We start from the raw sequence: 24,401 nt of genomic DNA, 5'->3' as shown, positions 1-24,401 counted from the left end.
CGTCATTGTACCTCCGGGTTCGCGGCCCGCTGGTGCGCGCGCTGGGCGCGCAGTCGCCGGCGGGCGATCCGGATCAGCAGGCGGTGGAGCGGGTTGCGATTGCCCCCGGGGCGCCAGGTGCGGGCGAGGCGCTGGCGGTAGGCGTCGAAGTGCACGCCCCGCGGGGCCCAGGTCAGCGTACCGCGCCCCAGCAGCAGTTTGAGCACCTCGGTGCCCATGACCCCGGCGCACAGGTCGCAGGCCATCGGGGTGGAGGGGCCGCGGCGCGCCGCCAGGTCGACGGCTGTCGGGTCGGCCAGGTAGCCCATCTGCAGCATCGCGGGCGCCAGGCCGATCATGAATCGCAGGGCCAGTTCCTCGTCGTCCAGGTCGTCGTGCAGGTCGAAGTAGGCGTCGAAGCTCATCCCGTCGGGGCGGAAGTTCAGCAGGGCGGCCCCCATGCCGAGCGGGGCCACCGTGACGGCGGGAATGCCGCGTTCGGCGCAGGCCCGGAAGACCTGGCGCCGGATGTCGAAGGCGAAGAAGTCGAGGCCGTCCACGTAGACATCCACGCCGTCGAGGAAGGCCGCCAGGTTGTCCGCGTGGACGCCCTGCGCAAAGGCGTCGATCTCGAGTTCCGGGTTGATGTCCCGGGCCATCTCCTCCAGCACCTCGACCTTGGGGCGGTCCAGCCGCGACAGGGCCGCGCCGACCTGGCGGTTCATGTTGTGCAGCTCGAAGATGTCGGGGTCGGCGATGCGGAAATGGCCGATCCCGAGGCGCACCAGGGTCAGCAGGTGGGCGCCGCCGACCCCGCCAAGACCGGCGATCGCGATGCGGGCGCCGCGCAGCCGTTGCAGTTCGGCCGGCGTCACCCAGCCAACCGTTCGGGCGAAGGCCGTCTGGTAGTCGAACCCGGAACTCAATGCGCCAACCCGTTGAGTCCCGGTTGCGAGCGTGCCGGTAGCGGCAGGCGTGTCCGGCCGCTCGGGTGGACGACAGGGCGCCCGGGCGCGCCCGGGAAGCGGAGCATCTTCGCGGATGTCACCGCCGGGGAAACACGCGGGGCGCGCAGCAAGGTCGACTCCACGTGCCGGCACAGCTCGCTCAGGGCGCTCGATCGCTGGATGCTTTCGTGTGCCTCGCCGGAGTCGATGTAGAACGCCGCGCGTTTGCCATGATAGTGCACGACCTCGCCGATCTGGGTGAACTCCAGCCCGGTATGCCGCAGGATGCGGGCGAGGGCCGGCTCCATCATCGCGAAGGCATGCTGCTTGCGGTAGTGCACGCAGAGCAGGGTTGCGGCCACGAACAGGCTGACCGCGAGGATCGGGAACACGCGGATCTGGTCGGGCGAGAGTTTCAGGGCCTCGATGTCCCCGATGGGGGTGGCGGCCTCGCCGTTGCGGCGGCGGAACATGCTGTGCACGGCGAGCCGGGACACCTCGCAGACGTTGTCGCGCTCCAGCCGGTCCGGGCGCCAGGGGGTGTCGAAAAAGCTGTCGTGGCAATGGCGCTCCATGGGCAGCTGTCCGATCGGGTCCCGGGTGTCGACATGCACTACGCGCACACAGCCGGCGGCCATCCCGCTGGGCTTGTGCTCCAGCAGGCAGTGCCAGGCCTGGGCGTCGTACGCGTCGACCTCCTTGTGGCCCGGGCAATCCTCCTCCCGCTCGAAGCCGAACTCCTTGCAGTACACCTGGTAGCGAAGATGCTGGATATCCTCCAGGTGTTCCCCGCTGCGCTGGGAGAGATCGAAGTACCGCTTGAAACCGCTGACGATCGAGTCGCTTTCCACGACTAGTTTCCTCCTGCTGCAAGCCCCGCCACGTCCGGTGGCGGCCCCCACGCGGCGGGCACCTCCGTCGGATGCGGCGCCCCGCCCGTGGCGGGCTCTTCCCACGCAGTGTAGTGGGGAATCTCCGCCGCTGCCGGGAGTTGCAGGCGCTCTCGCCAGGCGCGCAGGGCCGTGCCCGCGGCCTCGGTGTGCGCGAGGCACGGGATGCGGGTGCCACGATGACGGTGGGGGGCGCCGCACACCTCGATGGGCAGGCCGTGGCGTCGCAGCAGTCGCACGAGTGCCGGGCGCACCAGGAAGAACATCCGGCGGTAGCCGTGGCGCCGCGCGTACTCCTGCGAGGCCTGGCACAGGTGATAGAGCACCTCGGGCGAAGCCCCGCGCACGATCAGGCGCGACACCTCCAGTGCGGGTTCCCGGGACTGGGCTGCCACCTCGGGAAACAGCCGGCAGTTCGCCGTGGTCGGCAGGGGTTGGTTCCCCGGCAGGATCAGGCGCATGGCGCCCACCCAGCGAGCGTCCGGCGGGCGGCCTTCGTGGCTGATCAGGAAATGCTCGGCATGCTCGTCGTAGGCATCGCGCTCGATGCCTTCCGGGTGCTGTTCGGCGGGTTCGAAACCGGTTTCGCGGCAGTACACCTCGTAGCGCAGGCGGAAATGGATCCGTCGGGCGGCCTCCGAGCGTGCGAGATAGGCGCGGAACCGTCCGGCCCTATTCACGCGCAGAGCCGCATCCGGAACCGGATGCGGCGGGCGGTCGAGGGGGTGTGTCTGTACTTCGGTTGGGTGTCGAGTCCGTATTCGGATAATGCATGTTTCTGCTCCCATGGTCCGAGATTGAATGCCGCACCGTTCAGTGCGCGGCATTCGCGAACTGCAGACCGACCCCGCGCGGACTGGAAAACACCACCACGCCGTCGCGCACGCTGCCCTCCGCCACCATGACCCGGATGGGCGTTCCCGGGGGCAGTCGCGGCTGGTAGCGCAGCGGCATGACGCGTGCGCCGTAGCGCGAGATGTCCACCAGCCGGCAGCGCGCCGGTCGTCCCTGCACCCACATCTCGGTGAGTCGGTTGACGATCTCGCGCGGCCAGCGCCGCCGTTCCTCAGGCATCGGGGTGGTTGCCCCGTCGTCCTGTCCCTCGCCGAACTGCCATGCCATGGCCGCGCCCCAGTGCCGTTCCTCCGACGAGCTGGCGTAGATCTGTGCCTGCGCCGGATGCGTGATCGGGGGTGACCCCAGTCGGTCGATCAAGGCCGCCACGAAGCTGGCGGAGACCTGTTCATACTCGCCGACGGTCTCCAGATCCTGATACAGCTGGCCGTGGACTTCGTCCAGGATGCGCAGGCGTTCCTCCCAGGGTTGATCCGCGATCGCCGGGAACCAGAAGTCCGCGAGCTCCAGTGCCAACTTTTCGTGACTCATCAGCGATCCTTGAGGGTCGGTGCAGGGGCCGCTGCAGGCTTACGACTCTACCCAGTGACCCGGTAGCAAACCCTGTACCAGTTCACAGAACCGCCCGGGATTCATTCGCCTTCGTGCGATCGCCCGCGCCGTGATCTGCGCGTCAGTTCGCCGTGTGTAAACAATCCCGACATCTGTGGACAGGTGTGCGCAAACCCACTTGAATGAACCTGGGATTTCCCCAAACCCGGCGGGACCGGCACGACGGTGCCAGAGCCGGGTGGTCCCGGCGCAACGCAGGCGCGTCCGGGGGACAGGTATTCGCTGCAGATCGGCCCGCGGGCGCTCCCATGCGCCAGTGCGGTCGGCGGGAAGCTGGGCCGTATGGAAAAGATCGTTCAAGAGCTCTGGCAGCATGTGCGGGGCACCTGGCGCAAGCGCTGGTGGATCCTGCCGATTGCCTGGCTGGTCTGTATCGGTGGCTGGGCCTACGCCCACAACCTGCCGGATACCTACCAGGCGGATGCCCGGATCTACGTGAACACCCAGTCGGTGCTGGATCCGCTGCTGCGCGGGATGACGGTACGCCCGAACACCGAGCAGCGCCTGCGCATGATTACCCGTACCCTGCTCAGTCGCGACAACCTCGAGGAAATCGCCCGCGAGAGCGATCTCGATGTGCTGACCGGGAACGCCAGCCTGGATGCCCAGGTGGCATTGCTGCGTTCGCGGCTGACGCTGGAGGGGGGCGAGCGCGACAACATCTACAGCGTCCGCTTCCGCCACAGCAACCCCGAGGTCGCCTACCGTGTGGTCCGGGAGACGGTTGACCTGTTCATGGCCCGCGGCATGGGCGACTCGCGCCTCGACCTCACCACTTCGCAGCAGTTCATCGAGCGTCAGCTGGAGAACTACGAACAGCAGCTGCAGGAGAAGGAGGCCGAGATCGAGCAGTTCAAGCGCGACAACGCGCGCTTCCTCAGTGGCGATGGCAACTTCTACTCGCGGCTCGAGCGCACCCGTGACCAGCTGCAGCAGGCCCGGCTGCAGCGCCGCGAGGCCGAGAGCCGGTTGCAGACACTGGAGCGGCGGGCCCGTGAAGGCCGGGCCAGTGGCCTGGGGGGCTACGAGAACTCGGAACTGGACCGGCGCATCAGCGAATTGCAGGAGAACATCGACGCGATGCGGCTGCGCTACACCGATGAACACCCGGACGTGGTGTCGTCGCGCCGCATCCTCGTCGAGCTGGAGGAGCGCCGGGAACGGGAGGCGCAGGAGTTCGCGCGCAACCCGCAGGCCATCCAGCGCCCGGGCAGCAGCAACGAGGCGCTGCAGAACGCGATCTCCGAAACCGAAAGCGAGATCGCCTCGCTGACCACCCGCATTGCCGAGTTCGAGGAGCGGGTGGCGCGGCTGGAGGGCGATGTGGACCGCGCGCCGGCGGTGGAGTCCGAGCTGACTTCCCTGACCCGCAACTACGACGTGCTGCGCAATTCCTACCGCCAGCTGCAGGACCGTCGCGAGCAGGCGGTGATGTCCGAGGCCGTGGAGAGCCAGACCGACGCGGTCGATTTCCGGGTGCTGGAGCCACCGCGCCAGCCCACGGCGCCGGCCTCGCCGGATCGGCCCATGCTGGCCACCGCCGTCCTGCTGGTCGGCCTGGGGGCGGGCACCGGATTTGCCTTCCTGCTGTCGCAGCTGCGGCGAACCATCAGCAGCAGCCAGCAGCTGGCGGCGGTGACCGGCCGCCCGGTCCTCGGCAGTGTCTCGCGCGTGCGCACCCCGATGACCCGGCACCGGCGGTTGTCCGAGCTGGCCGTGTTTGCGGCGGCGCTGGGGACCCTGGTGCTGGTCTATGCCGTGGTCATGGGGCTCTACGCGACGGGGTCCGAGTTCCTTCTGGACGAGCTCATGGGATGGCTGCGATGAGGGTGCCGGGCGGGTTCGCCGGGCACGTTTCCGGTCATCGCCGGGCGCACCGACTATCTTTCAGGGAACGGGCCGATTCGACGCAATCGGTTGCCGGCAGGGGGCAGACAGCGCGATGAGCATTATCGAGAAGGCACTGGACAAGAACCGGGCGCGACAGCCGGTCCCCGAAGCCAGGGCGGAACAGGCGCCGGCCCCCGAAACCCCGACGCCCGAGCCCGAACTTCAACGGGCACCGGTATCACAGGAAGTCAGCATCGATTTTGCCTGGCTGCGCAAGCAGGGGCTCATCGTGCCCGGGGATCAACGCTCCAGCGTGGCGGAAGAGTTCCGCATGATGAAGCGCCCGTTGCTGAACAACGCCTTCGGGCGCCACGCGGCAATGCGCGTGCCCCGTGGTCGGCTGATCATGATCACCAGCGCCCTGCCAGGGGAAGGCAAGACCTTCACCAGCGTGAACCTGGCGCTCAGCATGGCGATGGAGCTGGAACGCACGGTGCTGCTGGTGGATGCCGACGTGGCGCGACCGGCGATCCCCCGCACGCTGGGTTTCAAGGCCGACCTTGGACTGATGGATGTCCTCAGCGAGCCGGATATCCAGATCCCCGATGTGCTGCTGCGCACCAACGTGGAGAACCTGACCGTTCTGCCCGCGGGCCGTCCGCACGGGCGTTCGACCGAGATCCTGGCGAGCGACGTGATGCGGGATCTGGTCGATGACCTGCACGATCGCTACGAGGACCGGATCATCCTGTTCGACTCCCCGCCCCTGCTGGCGACCAGCGAGCCGGGCGTGCTGGCGACTCACATGGGACAGGTGGTGATGGTGGTCGAGGCCGATCGCACGCCGGCCACCACGGTGGAGCGGGCCATGCATCAACTGGATTCCTGCGGGGTCGTGCTCACCTCTCTCAACCGCGCGACGCCCGGTATCGGCATGGGGGGGCAGTACTACGGGGGCAGCTACTATGGCAGCGAGCGTGATCATGTCGCCGGCGCCCCGTCGCGCTAGGCCCCGGGGCCCGGCGGTGGCCCGTCGGTGGTGGATCGGCGCGGCCGCGGTCGTGCTGGCGGTGCCCGGTAGTGCGCAGGCCGTCGACTGGACGTTCACCCCCCGGGTCACGGTATCCGCGGAGGTGACTGACAACGCCCGCCTGGCCCCGCGGGGGCAGGAGGAGGCCGACCTGATCGGCACGGTCGCGCCCGGGTTCACGCTGCGCGGCGAAGGCGCGCGCAGCGACACCCGCATCGACTACCGCATGAACTCGCGCTTCTATGCCGACGATACACGCCAGGACCGCACGACCCACACCCTGCGCGGCCGCACGAACTGGGAGCTGGTGGACGACACCTTTTTCGTCGACGCCGGGGCCTCGCGTACCGAGCAGGCGGCCTCGATCCTCGGGCCGGTCGGGATCGGGGGCAGTACCCCGCGCGAGAACCTGCAGGAGACCACCACCTACAGCGTCTCGCCGATGCTGCGCACCCGCTACGGCAGTTTCGCCACGCAGGAGATCCGCTACACCTACGGCGAGAACCTCTACCACCGCAGCAACCGCCAGGACAGCGACTTCCACCGGGGTGAATACGTCCTCGACAGCGGGGCCGCCTTCAACCGTCCCTTCTGGCAGCTCGCCGGGTTCTACGAGAAAGAGCGCTTCGAGGATGGCCTGGAGGGCGAGTTCGGACAGGTCAGCGGGACCCTGGGCTACCGGTTCGGGCGGTCCCTGCGCCTGTTCGGCGTGGTCGGCGAAGAGTTCAACGACTATGCGACCACCCGCGAGGACGATGACGGCGGCTTCTGGCAGGTGGGGGCGGGCTGGGCCCCGACGAGGGTCACCAACATCGAGGCCCGCTACGGCGAACGCTACTTCGGCAAGAACCGGTCGTTGGCGGTCGACCACCGCAGCCGCCGCGCCACCTATCGCCTCAGCTACAACGAGGGCGTGAGTTCGACCCGGCAGCGGCGCGACGGGCCCTTTGCCCAGCTCGCGGAGGACATCCAGTTCATGTCCGTCGATGAACTTCTGGACAACTACTCCCCGGAAGAGATCTTCCTGTTTCTGCTGAACCCGGAGCTGGGCGACGAGGCATTCGTGGAAGGCTTCTACCTGACCCGAACCTGGCGCGCCGGCTGGAGTTACGACACCGGTCGCAGTGTGTTCGGCGTCAACCTGATCCAGACCGAGCGCGAATCCGAGACTCAGACCAACGTCGGCCTGTTCGAGGACAACCGCACCCAGCGCGGGGCCAGCGCGTTCTGGCAATGGCGCTACGGTCCGCGCACGACGACCCTGCTGACCACCGGCATCAGCCGGACCGACTTCACCGACAGCGATCGCGAGGATGACCTCTGGTTCCTGCGCGCCAGCGTCAGTCGTCAGCTGACGCCGGATACCAGCGCCAGCCTGGCCTACCGGCACCAGCGCCGGGATTCGAACGCCGCGGCCAACGAGTACCGCGAGAACGCGATCATCGGCACGCTGACACGGGAGTTCTGAGGCATGTACGAGGAATTCTATGGTTTCACCGGCCGGCCCTTCGCGCTGAGCCCCGATCCGCGGTTCTTCTACGCGAGCAAGGGCCACAGCCGGGCGATGGCCTATCTCGAATACGGCGTGCAGCTGGAGGAAGGCTTCATCGTCATCACCGGCGAGGTCGGGGCCGGCAAGACCACCCTGGTGCGCAGCCTGTTCGAGACCCTGAGCGACAAGCCCCTGGTGGCGGCCCAGCTGGTGAGTACACAGCTGGACGCCGAGGACCTGCTGCGCTCGGTCTGCCTCGCCTTTGGGCTGGAGGATGCCCCGAATCACAAGGCCGGGCAGCTGCGCCGCCTGGAGTCCTTCCTGCACGACACGCGGGCCCGGGGCCAGCGCGCGCTGCTGGTGGTCGACGAGGCACAGAACCTGGGCCCCGACGCCGTGGAAGAACTGCGCATGCTGTCCAACTTCCAGGGCGAGGACGGCCCCCTGCTGCAGAGCTTTCTGCTCGGTCAGCCGGAGTTCCGGCGCCTGCTGCGCAGCGAGAACATGCAGCAGCTGCGCCAGCGGGTGATCGCGACCTACCACCTCGGCCCGATGGACGAGGACGATACGCGCGCCTACGTCGAGCACCGGCTCGCGCGGGTGGGCTGGAATGGAAGACCGCATTTCGACGACGACATCTGGCCGCGCATCCACGACTACACCAGCGGCATCCCGCGCAAGGTGAATACCTTCTGCGATCGCCTGTTGCTGATGGGTTACCTGGAGGAATGCCCGGATCTGGATGCGGCGCGCGCGCAGCAGGTGATCGACGAGATCGAGGAGGATCTGGAGGGAGTGCTGCTGGACGAGACGCCCCCCGCCGCCGGTTCATCGGGGCCGCGCCGGGAGGCGCACGCGGGCACGGACGACCAGGGCGACCCGGGCGACCCGGATCAGGCCGTCGCCAGCCAGGTCTCGATGCTGCGCATCGAACAGGACATCGAGGCGCTGGAAGAACGCCTCCAGCGGATCGAACGCAACCTCCTGGTCAACTTCCGCGTGACCCAGGAGGTGCTCAAAATCGTGCGCGACGAGGGCTACGAGCCGGAGTCCTTGTCCCCGGTTCCCAGCGCCGTACGGTCGTAGGGGCGGAGCCTCGTCATGCAGCCGAAAAACGCCCATCGGCCCAATGCTCTGACCGTCGATGTCGAAGACTACTTCCAGGTCTCCGCGCTGGCGCCGCAGATCCCGCGCGACTCCTGGGATTGTCGTGAGTGCCGTATTGAGCGGAACCTCGATCGCATCCTCGACCTGTTCGAGCGCCGTGGGGCGCACGCCACCTTCTTTACCCTGGGCTGGATTGCCGAACGTTACCCTCAGGCCATCCGGCGTATCGTCGAGGCCGGGCACGAACTCGCCAGCCATGGCTATGGCCACCAGCGGGTAACCGACCTCAGTCCCGAAGCCTTCCGCGCTGACGTTACCCGCGCGCGCGGGATACTGGAGGATCTTTCCGGTTCCCCCATCCGGGGCTATCGCGCGCCGAGCTTTTCCATTGGGGAGGGCAACCTGTGGGCGCTCAGAATTCTGGACGAGACAGGGCATGACTACAGCTCGAGCATTTATCCGGTTCGCCACGACCACTACGGCATGCCGGACGCCCCGCGCGAGCCCCATCGCCCGTTGGAAGGCGGTATCCTGGAACTGCCGCCCGCCACCCTGCGCATGGGCGGCCGAAATCTGCCGGCGGCCGGCGGCGGTTACTTTCGTCTCCTGCCCTACGCCATCTCGCGGCGCGCCCTGCGTCGGATCGAGCAGGTGGATGCGATGCCCGCGGTGTTCTATTTCCACCCCTGGGAGATCGACCCCGGCCAGCCGCGTATTCCCGGCATTACCGCCAAGACGCGTTTCCGGCACTACGTGAATCTGCACCGTATGGAGGCGCGTCTGGATCGCCTGCTGCAGGACTTCACCTGGGATCGAATGGATCGCGTATTCGCTGTCCCCCTCGATTTGCAGGCCCCCGCCCTGACGTCCTCGGAGGGCGCCCGTGTATCAGTCGCCTGAAGACCAGGAACGGATGGCGGCTACGCTGCCCATGCAAGTGTGCACACTCGACGCGACCGGGCATGGGCGCTGGGATGCCTTCGTCGATGGCTGCCCGCAGGCCACGTTCTTCCACCGCGCCGGCTGGGCAACGGTCATGCAGCGCGCCTTCGGGCATCCCGTCTGGTTTTTCTACGCGGAACAGAACGGGGTTATCCAGGGCGTGCTGCCGCTGGTGCGGGTGCGCTCGCGCCTGTTTGGCGATGCCCTGGCCTCGATCCCGTTCGGCGTTTACGGCGGCATTGCCGCGCAGACGCCCACGGCCTTCGAGGCCCTGGATCGGCGTGCCCGGGCGCTTGCCGAAGAGCTAGGGGTGGATTATCTCGAATACCGTCACCTGGAACCGCAGCACCCGGACTGGCCAACCAAGGACGATCTCTATTTCACCTTCCGCAAGGTCATGGAGCCGGAGGTCGAGGCCAACATGAATGCGATCCCCCGCAAGCAGCGCCGCATGGTGCGCAAGGGGATCAAGGCCGGGCTGACCAGTGAATTCGAGTCCGATATCGAGCGCTTCTACCCGATTTTCGCGGCCAATGTGCGCCGCATGGGGACGCCGGTCTTCAGTCGTCGCTACTTCGAGACTCTGCTCGACGTGTTCGGCGACGAATGCCGGGTGCTCACGGCGCTGCACGACGGTGATCCGGTCGCCAGCGTCGTGACCTTTTTCTTCCGCGAAGAGGTGCTGCCGTACTACGGCGCAGGTACGCCCGAGGCGCGCCAGGTCGCGGGCTATGACTTTCTCTACTGGGAGCTGATGCGCCACGCCTGCGAGGACGGTTACCGCATCTACGACTTCGGTCGCAGCAAGCGCGATACCGGCTCGTTCAGTTTCAAGAAGAACTGGGGCTTCGAGCCGCAGCCGCTGTACTACGAGTATCACCTGGTGCGAGCGCGCGAGATGCCCGACGTAAACCCGCTCAACCCCAAGTACCGCTATTTCATCAAGGCCTGGCAGCGCCTGCCACAGCCCGTCGCCAACTGGCTCGGCCCCAAACTCTCCCGCTCCCTCGGTTGAAGGGCCTTCCCGCCACCGAGGCCACAGCCAACACCGAGCAGGTCAAGGTCAAGGGCGGATTCACCACGAAGAACACGAAGACACGAAGGCATGCCAAGGCAAGTTCAAATGCAGAGCAGGGCTTGCCACCGGGGCCATGGGGCACACGGAGAGCGGCGACTGCAAGAGCGGGTTGACCGCGAAGGCACGAAGGGAAACCAGAAAGTGATTATGGGGGAGAAATGGAATTCGACCCGCTATCGAAGAAGGCCATTGGATTGGCGATCGAGGTACATCGCGAGCTTGGGCCGGGGCTCTTGGAGTCGGTTTACGAGAAATGCCTGGTGCACGAAATGCTGGAATCCGGCCTGTACTGCGTGTCCCAGGTTCCGATCCCGGTCACGTACAAAGGGCAGGAGCTGGATTGTGGCTACCGTATCGACATCCTGGTCGAGGACAGACTGATGCTGGAGCTGAAAAGCGTGGACGCCCTGCAAAGGATTCACGAGGCCCAAACCCTCACATACATGAAGCTCGCGAATGTTCCGCAAGCGCTGTTGATCAACTTCAACAATGTGCGCCTGAAAGACGGTCTCAAACGACTAGTCCTTTGAAGTGAAGGCCCTTCTTCGTGCCTTCGTGACCTTCGTGGTGAATACGCCCTATGGATGATCTTCTTTATCTGGTGCATCGGATTCCGTGGCCGCCGAACAAGGGCGACAAGATTCGTTCGCACCACATCCTGCGCTATCTGGCGCAGCACTATCGTGTGCACCTGGGTACGTTCATCGATGACCCGGCGGATGCGGCGTATCTGCCCGAGCTCAAGCGCATTTGCACGACGGTCTGTGCCCGTCCGCTGCCGCGCCGGCGGGCCCAGTTGCGCGCGCTGACCGGCTTCCTGAGCGGCGAGCCGCTGACGGTGCCGTGGTATCGCGACCGCGAACTGGCACGTTGGGTTAGGACCACGCTGACCCGCCAGCCGGTCGCCTGTGCCGTGGCCTTTTCCTCGGCGATGGCCCAGTACCTGCCGGAAGGGGGCGGGCGAACCCGGGTGGTCGACTTCGTGGACGTCGATTCCGACAAGTGGACGCAGTACGCCCCGACGCGGCGCTGGCCCATGAGCGCGGTGTATCGGCGCGAGGGCCGCCGGCTGCTGGACTACGAGCGCCAGGTCGCGCAGGCCAGCGATGCCAGTCTGTTCGTGTCGCCGGCCGAAGCAGACAGCTTCCGCCAGCGCGCCCCGGAGGCGGCGGACCGGGTGCATGCGCTGAACAATGGCGTCGATGCCGCCTTCTTCGCACCCGAGGCGGTGGCGGGTTCGAACCCCTATGTCGCCGGCGCCCGCACCATCGTGTTTTCGGGCGCGATGGATTACTGGCCCAACGTCGATGCGGTGGTGTGGTTCGCCGATCACGTCCTGCCCGGCTTGCGTGCGGAACACCCGGGTGTGGAGTTCTGCATCGTCGGCAGCCGGCCGGCGCCCGAGGTGGCGGCCCTGGCGGCCCGGCCCGGCGTGACGGTGACCGGCTTCGTGGACGACGTGCGTCCCTGGATCGCGCACGCCACGCTCGCGGTCGCGCCGCTGCGCATCGCGCGTGGCGTGCAGAACAAGGTCCTGGAGGCGATGGCGCTGGGGCGTCCGGTCGTGGCCAGCCCGCAGGCCCTGGAGGGGCTGACCGCGACCCCCGGGCACGAGGTCGTCGCGGCGGACGCCGAGCCGCTCGCGTTCCTGGAGGCCGTCTCCGGGTACCTGCGCGCCCCGGACCCGGCGCTGGGGCAGGCGGCCCGCGCCCGGGTGCTGGCGGACTACGACTGGGCGCGCAATCTCGCGCACCTGGGCGAGATCCTGCGGCGTCGCCCGGGCCGCGTGTCGGGTACGGTGTCGATCGAGGAGGCCGCACATGGTCGCTGACGCGCTGAATTCCCGAACACGCGCCCGCGGTTCCTCCTGGTGGTTTGCCGCGCCGGTCCTGGTGCTGGGCCTGGTCGTGCTGGGGTGGATGTTCTACCCGACGTTCGCCTCCATCGTTACGATCTGGAACCGCTCGGACACCTTTGCGCACGGGTTCCTGATCGTCCCCATCGTCCTGTTCCTGCTGTTTCTCAAGCGTCAGGAGGTGCTTGCGCTGGAGCCGCGCCCATCCTGGTGGGCGTTGTTGCCCTTGGTGGGGCTGTCCCTCGTCTGGGTGGCGGGGGAGCTGGTGGATGTGGTGTCGGTGCGCCAGTTCGCGGCCGTGCTGATGATTCCCGCGCTGTTCTGGCTGGTGCTGGGCAACGCGATCACCTGGCGCCTGCAGTTCCCCCTGGCGTATCTGCTGTTCGCGGTCCCGTTCGGCGAGTTCCTGGTGCCGCCGATGATGGATCTGACCGCGGATTTCACGGTGACCGCCGTGCAGCTGACCGGGATCCCGGTCTATCGCGACGGGCTGTATTTCGATCTGCCCACCGGCCGCTGGTCGGTGATCGAGGCCTGCAGTGGCGTGCGCTACCTGATCGCGTCGGTCGCGCTGGGCACGCTGTATGCCTATCTCATGTACCGCAGTCCCTGGCGGCGGATCGTGTTTGTCGGCGTGTCGATCGTGGTCCCGATCGTTGCCAACGGCCTGCGCGCCTACATGATCGTGATGATCGGCCACCTGAGCGACATGGAGCATGCGGCCGGGGTGGATCACCTGATCTATGGCTGGATCTTCTTCGGCGTGGTCATCGCGCTGATGTTCGCGATCGGTGCGTTGTGGCGCGAGGACATGGAGCCGTTGCCGACCCCGACGGTGCCTCCCGCGCAACCCGGGCGCTCCGCGCAGGCGGGTTCGTTCGTTGCCGCCGCGGTGCTGACGGTCGTCCTGGCCAGTGCGGCGCCGCTGTATGCCGAGTGGATGAACCAGCGTGATCTCGGCCCCGTGGCGGGCCTGGGTACGGGCCCGCTGGCACCAGCAGGCTGGCAGGTCCTGGAGGAACAGGATGCCGCCTGGGAGCCGGGGTATCGTGGCGCCCGCGACGGTCGCGGCGGCCTGGTGACGGCCGCCGACGGCGGCGAGCCGGTGGGTATGCATGTGCTGTTCTACCGCGAGCAGTACCGGCACGGGAACATGGTGGGCTGGAGCAATACCCTGGCCGGGCGCGATCGGGCGCTGGAATGGTCGCAGTCGCGTCGCGGCCGGGCCATGCTGGAGGGATACCCCAACCCGGAACGCTTCCTGCTGAACGGTCCCGGGCAGCAGGTGCTGGTGTGGCGCTGGTACTGGGTGGATGGCCGCCTGACCACCCGCCCGCATGAGGTCAAGGCGCGGGAGGCGCTGAACCGGTTATTCGGTGGTCGGGACGATGCCGCGCTGGTGGTGCTCTATGCGCCGCTTGAGTTCGACAACGGCACCGATGCGGCGGAGGCGGCATTGCGGACCTACGCCGCGGATGCCCTGCCCGAGCTGCTCGAACAGCTCGACCACGTCGCGCGGCAGTGACGGGCGCCTCCGTACCCGTGGCCCGGGAGGGTGATCAGCGCCCCTGTGTGGCGCACATCATCCATCGCCTGGATATCGGCGGGATGGAGAACGGGCTGGTCAACCTGATCAATCACATGCCGGCCGATCGCTTCCGCCACGCGATCATCTGCATGACGGACTACACCGACTTTCGCCGACGCCTCGAGCGGGATGATGTCAGCCTGCACGCCCTGCACAAGCGCGAAGGCAAGGATCCGCGGGTGCACCTCCGCCTGTGGCGGCTGCTGCGCCGCCTGCAACCGGACATCGTGCATACCCGCAACTTCGGCACGCTGGAGGCGCAGGTGACCGCCGCGCTCGCCGGGGTGCGGGCGCGGGTGCACGGCGAGCATGGCTGGGATGTCGGGGACCTCGACGGCACGCGTGACCGCAACCGCCGCCTGCGTCGCCTGGTGCGGCCACTGGTGGGGCATTACATCGCCCTGTCGCAGCACCAGAAGGGCTATCTGCGGGAGGCCATCGCGGTACCGGCGGCGCGTCTGTCGCACATCTTCAATGGTGTGGATACCGGCCGCTTCGCGCCGCCGCACGAGGGCTTTGTGTCCCCGTTGCCGCAGGCATTTCGGGACCCCGGCACGTTCGTGATCGGTTCGGTCATGCGCATGCAGGCGGTCAAGGCGCCACTGGATCTGGCGCGGGCCTTTGTCGCGCTGCGCGAGCTCCTGCCGGAGGCCTTTCCGCGCCTGCGCCTGGTGATGATCGGGGATGGGCCTTTGCGTGCCGAGGTCGTTCAGTTCCTGGAGCAGGCCGGGGTCGCGGACCAGGCCTGGCTCCCCGGCGCCCGGGAAGACGTCGCCGACTGCCTGCGGGCGCTGGACCTGTTCGTGTTGCCGTCGCTGGCCGAGGGCATCTGCAACACCATCCTCGAGGCGATGGCGACCGGCCTGCCGGTGGTCGCGACGGATGTCGGGGGCAACCCCGATCTGGTACAGCCCGGGGTGACCGGGGCACTGGTGCCGGCGGGGGATCCCGACGCGATGGCCCGCGCGCTGATGGCCTATCCCGCCGATCCCGCGCGGACCGCACGCGAGGGACAGGCCGCCCGCGCCCGGGCTGAGGCGGCGTTCAGCATGGAGGCGATGGTCACGGGCTACATGGCGGTATACGACCGGGTACTGGCCCGGCGTTAGTTGTGGCGCTAACGCCAGCCGCCCCACGGCGCGAATCGCGGGCGCTCGGTGGCGGGGTTGTCGTTTATTCTGGATTTTCCGTGATGGTGCGAGGGCCCGGCCCGAACCGGTGTCCGCCCGGCGGCACCGCCCAGTGTCGACCTGGCCGTGGATCGCCCGAATTCGACCGACGCCCAGGCAAGGAAGCAATCAGGACCCCTACATGTGCGGTATTACCGGCATCTTCGATCTGCGCGACCGGCGGCCGGTCAATCGGTCCCTGCTGGAGGCGATGAACGAGACCCAGTTTCACCGCGGTCCGGACGAGGGCGGCGTGCATCTGGAACCGGGTGTGGGGCTGGCGCACCGGCGCCTGTCGATCATCGATCTGGCGAGCGGGCAGCAGCCGCTGTTCAACGAGGACGAGACCGTCGTCGTGACCTACAACGGCGAGATCTACAACTTCCCCGAGTTGACCGCCGAGCTGCAGCAGGCAGGCCATCGCTTCCGCTCGCATTGCGATACCGAGGTGATCGTGCATGCCTGGGAGGAGTGGGGCGAGGCCTGCGTGCAGCGCTTTCGCGGCATGTTTGCCTTCGCCGTCTGGGACCGCAACCGGGATACCCTGTTCCTGGCCCGCGATCGCCTCGGGATCAAGCCCCTTTATTACAGCGCGCTGGCCGACGGGCACCTGATCTTCGGCTCGGAGCTCAAGGCGCTGATGGCGCATCCGGGGCTGCCCCGGCGCATGGATCCGCATGCGGTGGAGGACTACTTCGCCTTCGGCTACGTGCCGGAGCCGCGCAGCATCTTTCGCGGCGTGCACAAGCTGCCGCCCGGCCACACGCTGACCGTGCATCGCGGGCAGGGCAACCTGAACGAACCGCGCGAATACTGGGACGTGCCGTTCGCGGATAACGGCGTCACGCACCTCGACACCGCCGCCGAGGAACTCACCGCCCGCCTGCGCGAGGCGGTGGACATCCGCATGGTGGCGGACGTCCCGCTGGGTGCGTTTCTCTCCGGCGGGGTCGACTCCAGTGCGGTGGTCGCGATGATGGCGGGGCTGTCCGACGACCCGGTGCGCACCAGTTCCATCGGCTTTGCCGATCCGGCCTACGACGAGTCCCGCTACGCCCAGATGGTGGCCGAGCGCTACCACACCGATCACCACACGCAGGAGGTCGATCCCGATGACTTCGCGCTGCTGGACCGGCTGAGCGGGCTGTACGACGAACCGTTTGCCGACAGCTCCGCGCTGCCGACCTACCGCGTCTGCGAGCAGGCGCGCCGGCAGGTGGTGGTGGCCCTGTCGGGGGATGGCGGCGACGAGAACCTGGCGGGCTACCGCCGCTATCGCCACCATCTCGCCGAGGAGCGTCTGCGCGCACCGTTGCCGCTGGGGCTGCGGCGCCCGCTGTTCGGCACACTCGCGCATCTCTATCCCAAGGCGGATTGGGCCCCGCGTCCACTGCGCGCCAAGGCCACCTTTCAGGCCCTGTCCAGGGATTCGATCGAAGGCTACTTCCAGGGCGTCTCCATCCTGCGCGATGACCTCCGCGCCCACCTGTTTTCGCCGACGTTCCGGCGCTCGCTGCAGGGCTACGGCGCAGTGGAGGTCCTGCGCCGGCACGCGGAACGCGCGCCCACCGAACACCCCCTGTCCCTGGTGCAGTACCTGGACATGAAGACCTACCTGCCCGGCGACATCCTGACCAAGGTCGACCGTGCCAGCATGGCGCATGCACTGGAGGTGCGCGTCCCGATCCTCGACCACCAGCTGGTCGAGTGGATATCGGGCTTGCCGCCGGAGCTCAAGCTGCATGGGGCGGAGGGCAAGTATGTATTCAAGAAGGCCATGGAGCCCTACCTGCCGGAGGAGATTCTCTACCGCCGCAAGAAGGGGTTCTCCGTCCCGGTGGCGGAGTGGTTCCGGGGGCCGCTGCGCGAGCGCATGCAGGCTCAGGTACTGGGCCCGCGCATCGGCGACTCCGGCATCTTCGACATGGACTTCCTCAAGACCCTCGTGAACCAGCACGTCAGCGGCGCCCGCGACCACAGCCCGGCGCTGTGGTCCGTGCTGATGTTCGAGGGCTTCCTGCGCCAGCACGTCGAAACCGCCGATAAGGATGACTGAACCGTCCGTTTCAGACGCTCGTGCCGGTGGGGCGGCGCCGCTGCTACCGCAGCCCGACTGGCCGCTGCGCATGCCGCAACGGCTGGCGGGGCGGGTGCTCTGGCCGCTGCACGAGCGCCTGCGTGGTCGGGAAACGGCCGCTCATTTGAAGGCCCTGCAGCAAGGTGAGCAGGCCGGGGCCGCCGCTCTCGGGCGCTTGCATCAATCACGCATAGAGGCCCTGCTGGCGCATTGCGCGGAGCACGTGCCCTGGTACCGGGAAGCCCTGGCAGGCCCTGCTCCCGAGCTGGAGGACTTTCCGATTCTCGAACGCGATACCGTGCGCGAGAACGGGCGTGCCCTGGTGGCCGACAACGCTACGGGGCCGCTATTGCCCTCCAGCACCGGGGGCTCGACCGGGCGGCCCCTGGTTTTCTGGACGGATCGCGTCAAGGAGGCGCGCCACAACGCGCAGAAGCTCCGGTTTCGGGGCTGGTTCGGCATCCGTCCGGGCGATCGTCAGGTCGACTTCTGGGGTTCCCCCATCGAGCTCGGCAAGGCGTCGCGCTTGCGCGTGATCAAGGATCGCTACCTCCTGAACCAGGTCGTGCTCTCGGCCCACGATCTCACCCCCGAGCGTCTGCGCGCCTATGCCGGGTTCCTCGGGCGCTTTCGACCGCGCCTGGTCTATGGCTACCCCACCGTGATCGTGCGTGTCGCGCAGACCCTGCGCGAGCACCCGGAACTCGCGCGCGGCTGGCGGCCTCAGGCCGTGGTGTGTACTTCCGAGATGTTGTATCCGCAGGTGCGCGACACCATTGGCGAGATCCTGCAGTGTCCGGTCGCCAACGAATACGGATCGCGCGATGCGGGACTGATCGCCCACGAATGCCCGCACGGTCGCCTGCATATCGCGAGCGAACACGTGCACGTGGAGGTCGACGAACCGGACGCCGATGGGATCGGGGATCTGCTCGTCACCAACCTCGATGGGTATGCGATGCCGTTCGTGCGCTATCGCGTCGGCGACCGCGGCCGGTTGGGCGAGGCCGGTACCTGCCCCTGCGGCTCGCCGTTGCCGACGCTCGATCGACTGGAGGGGCGGCGCAATGACTTCCTGGTAGGCGCCGAGGGGCGGCGGGTTCACGGCTCTGCCGCCAACTACGTGATGCGCGAGTTGCCGCAGGTCGCTCAGTACCGGCTGGTGCAGCGTGCGGACCTCTCCCTCGATATCGAGGTAATCGCCAACGGGGCCTGGGGCGAGGCGCAGACCCGCACGGTTACCGAAGGGATGCACCGCATCCTGCATGCCGATGTGCCTGTGCGCCTGGAGCTGGTCGAGTCCATCGCGCCGTCGCCTTCGGGCAAGTATCGCTGGGTCGAGAGCGAGGCGCTGGAGACGTGAAGATCCTTTACCACCATCGCACTCGCGGCGAGGATGCCCAGGGCATTCATATCCAGTCCCTGTGCGACGCCTTCCGTGAGCTGGGCCATGAGGTCCACATGGTGGCGCCCCTGCAGCGCAGGGCCGAGGCGAGCAATACGCCAGTGCCCGCCAGGAACGAGGAAGGGGACGGGGATGCGAGGCCCACGCTGAAGGGCGTGCCGATCCCCTTCTGGTTCTACGAACTGCTTTCGCTGGCCTACAACGGGCCCGCCTTCGTATTGTTGCTGTGGGCGGTGCTGCGCCACCGGCCGGCCTTCATCTACGAGCGCTACAGCCTGTTCAGCTTTTCCGGTCGGCTGGTGGCCTGGCTGACCCGGCGTCCTCTCGTGCTGGAGGTGAACGCCCCGCTCAGCCTGGAACTGCAAACGCACGGGGATCTCGTGTTGCGGCGGCTGGCCCAGCGCATCGAGGACTGGCTTTGCCGCAGTGCCACCCGCACCATCGTCGTCACCCAGGCCATGGCAGATATCTTTGCCGCGCGTGGCGTCCCGCGCGAACGCCTGATGGTGATGCCCAATGGCGTGGACGGGGCCCGTTTCAACCCCCAGGTGGACGGTCGTTCCGTACGCGAGCGTTACGTACCCGCGGATGCCCGGGTGGTGGGTTTTGTCGGGTGGATCCGGCCCTGGCACGGCGTGGACGGGCTGATCCACGCCTGCGCGGCGCTAACGGGTGTGCACCCCAGCCTGCACCTGCTCATTGTGGGGGATGGCCCCGCCGTTCCTGCTCTCCAGAAGCTGGTAGCGGATCTGGGTCTTGCCGAACGCGTCCATTTCACCGGGCCGGTGGAGCGCGACGCCATCCCGACCCATATCGCGGCGCTGGATATTGCCGTACAGCCGGATGTCACCGACTACGCATCCCCGATCAAGCTATTCGAGTATCTGGCGCTGGGTCGCGCCGTGGTCGCTCCGGACAAACCGAACATCCGGGAAGTCGTGCGCCACGACTATAGCGCCCTGTTGTTCCCGCCGCGCGATTGGGGTGCTCTCGCCGAGCGCGTGGATGCCTTGCTGGCGGACGATGCGGCCCGCGTGCGGCTGGGTCGTCAGGCCGCGACCCTGGTGGAGGAGCTTGGCTATACCTGGCAGGCCAATGCGCGACATGTAATCGCCAGCGTCTGCCCGGCGGATGCGTCGGCACGGGATACGGCATGAAGCTCCTCGTCCTGTCGCGGGTGTTCCCCAATGCCGTGCAGTCCACCTACGGGGTGTTCGTGCGCGAGCGCATGTTCCGCGTGGCGCGTCACATCCCGCTGGTGGTGGTCGCACCGGTTGCCTGGTTTCCCGGTCAGGGACTGATCCGCCGTTTCTGGAATCCGCACTACCGGCCCCCGGTGCCCTATCACGAGGTGCAGGACGGGATCGACGTCTATCACCCTCGCTTCCTGTGCATCCCCGGCATCATGAAGTGGACCGACGGTCCGCTGCTCGCGCTCAGCCTCCTGCGGCTGGTGCGGCAGCTCAAGCGGGACGAGGGTGTCACCGCCATCGATGCTCACTTCATCTACCCGGATGGCGTGGCCGCATGGCTGCTGGGTCGATGGCTGGGCCTGACCCACACCATCACCCTTCGCGGAACCATCCTGCGCATATCGCGCACACGGCTGTCGCGCTGGATGTCCGCGCGCGCGATGCACGCCGCCGCCCGTGTGTTCTCCGTCTCCGGCGATCTGCGCCGCGTCGCGCTGGGCATGGGCATTGCCGAGAATCAGGTGCAGGTGATGCCCAATGGCATCAACCTCGACTACTTCTACCCCGAGGACCGGGTGACCTGCCGCCAGGAACTTGGCCTCCCGAAGGACGCAAAGGTCCTGATCACCGTCGGCGGGCTCAACGAGCGCAAGGGCTTTCATCGGGTGATTGAGCAGATGCCGGCCTTGTTACGGCGTTTCCCCAACCTCCATTACCTCTGCGTCGGCGGTGGCGGACCGGACGGTAACGGCCAGGCCTGGCTGGAGGGCCTCGCGCGTGAGCAGGGTGTGCAGGATCACGTGCACTTCACCGGTGCCGTGGCCCCGGAGCGCCTGCGGTTCTACTACTCTGCCGCCGATGTGTTCGTGCTGGCCACCCGCTTCGAGGGCTGGGCGAACGTCTTCCTCGAGGCGGCTGCCTGCGGCCTGCCCACGGTGACCACGCGCGTGGGGGGCAACCCGGAAGTCATCTGCTCGGATTCACTGGGCACACTGGTCGAGCTGGGCGATGGCGATGCCCTGCGCCGCGCCATCGAGGACGCGCTTACAACCGACTGGGACCGCGCGGCGATCCAGGCCTACGCCCGCGAGAACCGCTGGGAGGCCCGCATCCCGATACTGGTGGATGCCCTGCGCTCCGCCCATTCCGCACAACCGCCAGCCCACTGAACAAGGCCAGGGCGTTTTCACCACAGAGGACACGGAGCACACAGAGGTGAAAGATTGGATTCACCACGAAGCTCACGAAGGCACGAAGACGAGCTTGTTCACAGGAAGCGCGGGAAGAAGGGAAGATTTGTGAGGGTGGTGACGTGGCATGCCGGGTGATCGGGGTAACCCCAGCGCGGCGGATGCAGGCGACCACCGAAGCCCACAAGGACCTGAGTCCGCACTCCGCCGCCCAGATGAGGGGAGATGGAAACCGGTGCAGACGGGTGAGTTCCAGGCAGTCGACGCCGAGTCATTTCAGCCTGAGCCTTCCCTCTCTTCCCGTCTTCCTGTGACCCGCCCTTGCGGCGAACCTGGCTCAGGCAGTCTGTTTCCACGAACTGAATTCGCGGATTTGTTCCAGATCGGCCTGTTCCGACTGCTGCGCTTTGAATAAATCCCAGCGCACCTGAAGGTTCAACCAGAAGTCGGGCGACATGCCGAAAAAGCGTGCCAGACGCAGCGCCGTGCTTGGGGTAATGCCGCGCTTCTGGTTCACCAGCTCGTTGATGCGCTGATACGGAACATGGAGCGCATCAGCCAGTTGGCGCTGGGAGATGTGCATCGGCTCCAGGAACTCTTTCGCCAGCATTTCACCGGGGTGAGTCGGCTGTCGGTGGGTAGGGATGCGGACCATGATTCTGCCTCAGTGGTAATCCGTGATTTCGACCTGGTCGGGCCCGGCGTCTGTCCAGGCAAAGCAGACCCGATACTGCTCGTTTTTCATGCTATGCCAATACCGGAAAAGGGCGGAGCAGAGGGTAGCGTGGGTGCCATGGTCCGCGGATATCCCGGCTCTCCGCTTCGCTGCGGCCGGGATGACGACAGTGGTGTGCTGCGGCCCGGATGAAAGTGTCTTTCCGTCCAGAGCCTTCCCACTCTTCCATCTTCCTGTGACTCGCCCTTGGCCTGAAGGGATTGAATTCACCACGAAGCACACGAAGGCACGAAGAAATTCTTGTGATGACCTTACAGCACGCTGCGACACCCCGGTGCCGGACGGATCCAGACAGGAAGCGATCACCAGACCTACCACCCCTAATCCAGCCCTTCTCCGTGCCCTCTGTGTCCTCCGTGGTGTAACCGCCCTTGACCTTGCCCTTCTTCGTGCCTTCGTGTGCTTCGTGGTGAACAAATAGCGAGCGCAGGCGGCTAGCGGGCGGCGGGGTGCGACTCCAGCCAGAGGTCGAGCATCATCAGGACCCACACCAATTCGCCGTAATACGCCGCGTGTTCCTCGCGATGCAGGCGGATCAGTTCGTCGATGAAGTCGTCGCGCAGGAAATCGCGTCCCTTCAACCGCAGCAGGCTGTCGTAGGCCAGTTCCTGTAGCGGCGCGTGTTCCTGCATCCACACCCCGAACGGCAGGCCGAATCCGTGCTTCTTCTTGTCGATGATCGCCTCCGGCAGAAAGCCGGTGAACGCCTCTTTGTAGAAGTGGCGCAGGCGTCCTTTCTTCAGCTTCAACGCGGACGGCACGCGGCAGGAGAACTCGACCAGGTCATCGTCCAGCATCGGGAAGGTCACATCGACACCGGCCAGCTGGCACATGCCGGTCACCTTGCGCAGGTCGTTGTCGGCCAGCGTCTGCTGCCAGTCCAGATACATCATGCGATTCAGCGTGGAGGCATCCTCCGGCTGCGTATAGATCCGGCGCATGAGTTCCCATGGCGCTTCACGATCCAGCCCCGCGAGGAAGTCCGGCGTAAACATCGATTCCTGTGACAGCCGGTGCAGGTAGTTGTAGGTCTCCAGCCGGTCCGGCAGCGGGATGCGCGCCTGTTCCACATAGCTGCGCGCCTTGCCGACCACGGGGAGCGCGCGCGGAAGGCGGGTAAACAGTGGATCCAGCAGATTTCGCCGCAAAGGCGCGGGGATGCGTCCCCAGTGCTCGAACACGCCCTGCTTGGCGTACCGCGCATTCCCGGCGAACAGCTCGTCGCCCCCGTCGCCGGCGAGCAGCCGGGTCATGCCGGCGTCTTTGGCCATGCGCGCGCAAAAATAGGCTGGCAGCGCCGAGGAATTGCCGAAGGGCTCGTCGTAGCTGGCGGCGATCCGGGGTACCGCCTCGACGACATCCTCGGGAGTTACGTAGTACTCGTGTGCCTGGGTGCCGAAGTGCTGCGCGGCGATGCGCGCGTACTCCATCTCGTCGTAGCCGGGCGCGTTAAAGCCGATGCTGAAGCTGTCGGCCCCGGGCTGGATGCCGGCGAGCATGCCCGCGACCGTGGAGCTGTCCAGGCCGCCGCTCAGGAAGGCGCCGGTTCGCGGCGAGTCCGCGCGCCGGTCCACCGCGATTTGCACCCGTTCGCGAAGCTCCTGTTCCAGCGCTGCCGGCGCGGCGCTGCCGTCCTCCGCGAAGACGGGGCGCCAGTAGGCGTTCACTTCGGCCCGGTCGCCGTTGTGGATCAGGCAGTGTGCCGCGGGCAGCTTTTCCAGTCCGGCAAACAGACTGACCGGGGCTGGCAGCATGTGGAAGAAGCAGTAGTGGTAAAGCCCCTCGCGCGTTACCTCGGTGGCGACCGCTGGATGGGCAATCACGCTCCCCGCGCTGGTGCCGAAGGCTACGCCGCCATTCAACCGCGCAAAGTGCAAAGGCGTCTGGCCCAGACGATCGGTGCCGGCTACCAGGTGCCCCTGGCCTGCATCCACGATGACCAGCGCGAAGTCGCCGGTTATCTGTTCGAACAGGCCGCTGCCCTGTTGCCGCCAGGCCTCCAGCAGAGCCTGCGCGGGGTCGCGTTCGCGCGCACACTCCGCCAGCGCGGGTTTGCGCCATTGCGGGTGGCCGGTGATCGCGGCGATGACGTCCCCTTCCTGCGCGGTCCAGCCGCCCCGTACAAGGCAGCTACCCAGGCGGTTCGTGCACCGGCATTCAGGCGGCCCGGCGAGCCCCGGCAGGGCCGCCCCCTGGGCCTCGAGGGCGTCGCCCGGGGATGCGGCATTCACCGCGAACCATCCACAAAGTCCCGCCATCCGTCCGCCTGCTGCCTGGTCGGTCCAGGGAAACGCTGATTGATGTACGCACCCGGGCGTGGGCCCGGCGATCCGTGCCGTATGGATCACCATTCTACGTCCGGGGTCGCGCGTTCGAAGGCGGACCGGGTGCAGGAGGTTAACGAGCCGATCACGCGGGACCCGCGG

The 24,401-nt window shown here is 67.1% G+C and carries 20 protein-coding genes; 14 read left to right on the top strand and 6 right to left on the bottom strand.

Features of this window, described 5'->3' with window-relative positions:
- Positions 1-2: 2 nt before the first annotated feature.
- The 4 genes from H609_RS0102785 to H609_RS0102770 all read right to left on the bottom strand — a co-directional run bounded on the left by H609_RS0102785 (position 3) and on the right by H609_RS0102770 (position 3,202).
- Positions 3-905 carry a ThiF family adenylyltransferase gene (locus H609_RS0102785; RefSeq protein WP_018880998.1) on the bottom strand — a complete coding sequence of 301 codons (903 nt, stop codon included), beginning with the start codon at positions 903-905 and terminating at the stop codon, positions 3-5.
- The gene (locus H609_RS0102780) at positions 902-1,777 is read right to left on the bottom strand and encodes a PEP-CTERM/exosortase system-associated acyltransferase (protein WP_018880999.1); all 876 of its coding nucleotides are present in this window, start codon (positions 1,775-1,777) and stop codon (positions 902-904) included. Before H609_RS0102780 ends, H609_RS0102785 begins: the two co-directional genes overlap by 4 nt.
- A gap of 2 nt (positions 1,778-1,779) precedes the next feature.
- A complete protein-coding gene (locus tag H609_RS0102775) occupies positions 1,780-2,496 on the bottom strand; it encodes an acyl-homoserine-lactone synthase (protein WP_018880168.1) in 717 nt (238 codons plus the stop codon).
- 133 nt (positions 2,497-2,629) lie between these two features.
- The gene (locus H609_RS0102770; protein WP_018881921.1) at positions 2,630-3,202 is read right to left on the bottom strand and encodes a PilZ domain-containing protein; all 573 of its coding nucleotides are present in this window, start codon (positions 3,200-3,202) and stop codon (positions 2,630-2,632) included.
- 363 nt (positions 3,203-3,565) lie between these two features.
- On the opposite strand from H609_RS0102770, the gene H609_RS0102765 reads away from it, so the two are divergent.
- The 14 genes from H609_RS0102765 (at position 3,566) to H609_RS0102700 (ending at position 21,218) form a co-directional block, all read left to right on the top strand.
- Positions 3,566-5,110, top strand: a complete 1,545-nt coding sequence (locus tag H609_RS0102765; RefSeq protein ID WP_018866603.1) for an XrtA system polysaccharide chain length determinant — start codon at positions 3,566-3,568, stop codon at positions 5,108-5,110.
- Between the two features lie 115 nt (positions 5,111-5,225).
- Positions 5,226-6,122 carry an XrtA-associated tyrosine autokinase gene (locus H609_RS0102760; protein ID WP_028484271.1) on the top strand — a complete coding sequence of 299 codons (897 nt, stop codon included), beginning with the start codon at positions 5,226-5,228 and terminating at the stop codon, positions 6,120-6,122.
- A 16-nt stretch (positions 6,123-6,138) separates the two neighbouring features.
- Positions 6,139-7,611: a TIGR03016 family PEP-CTERM system-associated outer membrane protein gene (locus tag H609_RS0102755; RefSeq protein ID WP_028484270.1), complete on the top strand. Its 1,473-nt coding sequence runs from the start codon at positions 6,139-6,141 to the stop codon at positions 7,609-7,611.
- A 3-nt stretch (positions 7,612-7,614) separates the two neighbouring features.
- Positions 7,615-8,721 carry an XrtA/PEP-CTERM system-associated ATPase gene (locus tag H609_RS0102750; RefSeq protein ID WP_028484269.1) on the top strand — a complete coding sequence of 369 codons (1,107 nt, stop codon included), beginning with the start codon at positions 7,615-7,617 and terminating at the stop codon, positions 8,719-8,721.
- A gap of 15 nt (positions 8,722-8,736) precedes the next feature.
- Positions 8,737-9,642 carry an XrtA system polysaccharide deacetylase gene (locus H609_RS0102745; RefSeq protein ID WP_018866607.1) on the top strand — a complete coding sequence of 302 codons (906 nt, stop codon included), beginning with the start codon at positions 8,737-8,739 and terminating at the stop codon, positions 9,640-9,642.
- 31 nt (positions 9,643-9,673) lie between these two features.
- Entirely contained in the window at positions 9,674-10,699 is a 1,026-nt protein-coding gene (locus tag H609_RS0102740; protein WP_018881005.1) for a FemAB family XrtA/PEP-CTERM system-associated protein, read from the top strand.
- Positions 10,700-10,920: 221 nt separating this feature from the next.
- Positions 10,921-11,292, top strand: a complete 372-nt coding sequence (locus H609_RS0102735) for a GxxExxY protein (RefSeq protein WP_028484267.1) — start codon at positions 10,921-10,923, stop codon at positions 11,290-11,292.
- A 50-nt stretch (positions 11,293-11,342) separates the two neighbouring features.
- A complete protein-coding gene (locus H609_RS0102730) occupies positions 11,343-12,593 on the top strand; it encodes a TIGR03087 family PEP-CTERM/XrtA system glycosyltransferase (protein ID WP_028484266.1) in 1,251 nt (416 codons plus the stop codon).
- Entirely contained in the window at positions 12,583-14,142 is a 1,560-nt protein-coding gene (xrtA, locus tag H609_RS0102725) for an exosortase A (RefSeq protein WP_018866611.1), read from the top strand. Before H609_RS0102730 ends, xrtA begins: the two co-directional genes overlap by 11 nt.
- A gap of 47 nt (positions 14,143-14,189) precedes the next feature.
- Positions 14,190-15,314 (top strand): TIGR03088 family PEP-CTERM/XrtA system glycosyltransferase, encoded by a 1,125-nt coding sequence (locus H609_RS0102720; protein WP_028484265.1) that lies wholly within the window; start codon positions 14,190-14,192, stop codon positions 15,312-15,314.
- A gap of 202 nt (positions 15,315-15,516) precedes the next feature.
- A complete protein-coding gene (locus H609_RS0102715; protein WP_028484264.1) occupies positions 15,517-17,430 on the top strand; it encodes an XrtA/PEP-CTERM system amidotransferase in 1,914 nt (637 codons plus the stop codon).
- Between the two features lie 70 nt (positions 17,431-17,500).
- Positions 17,501-18,814, top strand: a complete 1,314-nt coding sequence (locus tag H609_RS0102710; protein WP_231369951.1) for a phenylacetate--CoA ligase family protein — start codon at positions 17,501-17,503, stop codon at positions 18,812-18,814.
- Entirely contained in the window at positions 18,811-20,013 is a 1,203-nt protein-coding gene (locus H609_RS0102705) for a glycosyltransferase family 4 protein (RefSeq protein WP_028484262.1), read from the top strand. The genes H609_RS0102710 and H609_RS0102705 overlap by 4 nt, the downstream gene beginning before the upstream one ends.
- Positions 20,010-21,218 carry a glycosyltransferase gene (locus tag H609_RS0102700; RefSeq protein ID WP_028484261.1) on the top strand — a complete coding sequence of 403 codons (1,209 nt, stop codon included), beginning with the start codon at positions 20,010-20,012 and terminating at the stop codon, positions 21,216-21,218. Before H609_RS0102705 ends, H609_RS0102700 begins: the two co-directional genes overlap by 4 nt.
- A gap of 358 nt (positions 21,219-21,576) precedes the next feature.
- Here the strand turns inward: H609_RS0102700 and H609_RS0102695 are convergent, their stop codons facing one another.
- Positions 21,577-21,894 carry a HigA family addiction module antitoxin gene (locus H609_RS0102695; RefSeq protein ID WP_026279226.1) on the bottom strand — a complete coding sequence of 106 codons (318 nt, stop codon included), beginning with the start codon at positions 21,892-21,894 and terminating at the stop codon, positions 21,577-21,579.
- 515 nt (positions 21,895-22,409) lie between these two features.
- On the bottom strand, positions 22,410-24,233 hold the full coding sequence (locus tag H609_RS0102690; protein WP_038036019.1) for an asparagine synthetase B: 1,824 nt from the start codon (positions 24,231-24,233) through the stop codon (positions 22,410-22,412).
- Between the last annotated feature and the right edge of the window lie 168 nt (positions 24,234-24,401).

The sequence above is a fragment of the Thioalkalivibrio sp. ALE17 genome, assembly GCF_000425605.1.
GTDB lineage: Bacteria > Pseudomonadota > Gammaproteobacteria > Ectothiorhodospirales > Ectothiorhodospiraceae > Thioalkalivibrio.
This window is presented reverse-complemented; position numbering and strand designations above follow the sequence as displayed.

Bases quoted from the DNA above. Each gene is read 5' to 3' on its own strand.
- H609_RS0102740 (WP_018881005.1), top strand. From the start codon at position 9,674: ATGCAAGTGTGCACACTCGACGCGACCGGGCATGGGCGCTGGGATGCC.
- xrtA (WP_018866611.1), top strand. From the start codon at position 12,583: ATGGTCGCTGACGCGCTGAATTCCCGAACACGCGCCCGCGGTTCCTCC.
- H609_RS0102695 (WP_026279226.1), bottom strand. From the start codon at position 21,894: ATGGTCCGCATCCCTACCCACCGACAGCCGACTCACCCCGGTGAAATG.
- H609_RS0102700 (WP_028484261.1), top strand. From the start codon at position 20,010: ATGAAGCTCCTCGTCCTGTCGCGGGTGTTCCCCAATGCCGTGCAGTCC.
- H609_RS0102765 (WP_018866603.1), top strand. From the start codon at position 3,566: ATGGAAAAGATCGTTCAAGAGCTCTGGCAGCATGTGCGGGGCACCTGG.
- H609_RS0102730 (WP_028484266.1), top strand. From the start codon at position 11,343: ATGGATGATCTTCTTTATCTGGTGCATCGGATTCCGTGGCCGCCGAAC.
- H609_RS0102710 (WP_231369951.1), top strand. From the start codon at position 17,501: ATGCCGCAACGGCTGGCGGGGCGGGTGCTCTGGCCGCTGCACGAGCGC.
- H609_RS0102750 (WP_028484269.1), top strand. From the start codon at position 7,615: ATGTACGAGGAATTCTATGGTTTCACCGGCCGGCCCTTCGCGCTGAGC.
- H609_RS0102715 (WP_028484264.1), top strand. From the start codon at position 15,517: ATGTGCGGTATTACCGGCATCTTCGATCTGCGCGACCGGCGGCCGGTC.
- H609_RS0102735 (WP_028484267.1), top strand. From the start codon at position 10,921: ATGGAATTCGACCCGCTATCGAAGAAGGCCATTGGATTGGCGATCGAG.
- H609_RS0102760 (WP_028484271.1), top strand. From the start codon at position 5,226: ATGAGCATTATCGAGAAGGCACTGGACAAGAACCGGGCGCGACAGCCG.
- H609_RS0102745 (WP_018866607.1), top strand. From the start codon at position 8,737: ATGCAGCCGAAAAACGCCCATCGGCCCAATGCTCTGACCGTCGATGTC.
- H609_RS0102770 (WP_018881921.1), bottom strand. From the start codon at position 3,202: ATGAGTCACGAAAAGTTGGCACTGGAGCTCGCGGACTTCTGGTTCCCG.
- H609_RS0102690 (WP_038036019.1), bottom strand. From the start codon at position 24,233: ATGGCGGGACTTTGTGGATGGTTCGCGGTGAATGCCGCATCCCCGGGC.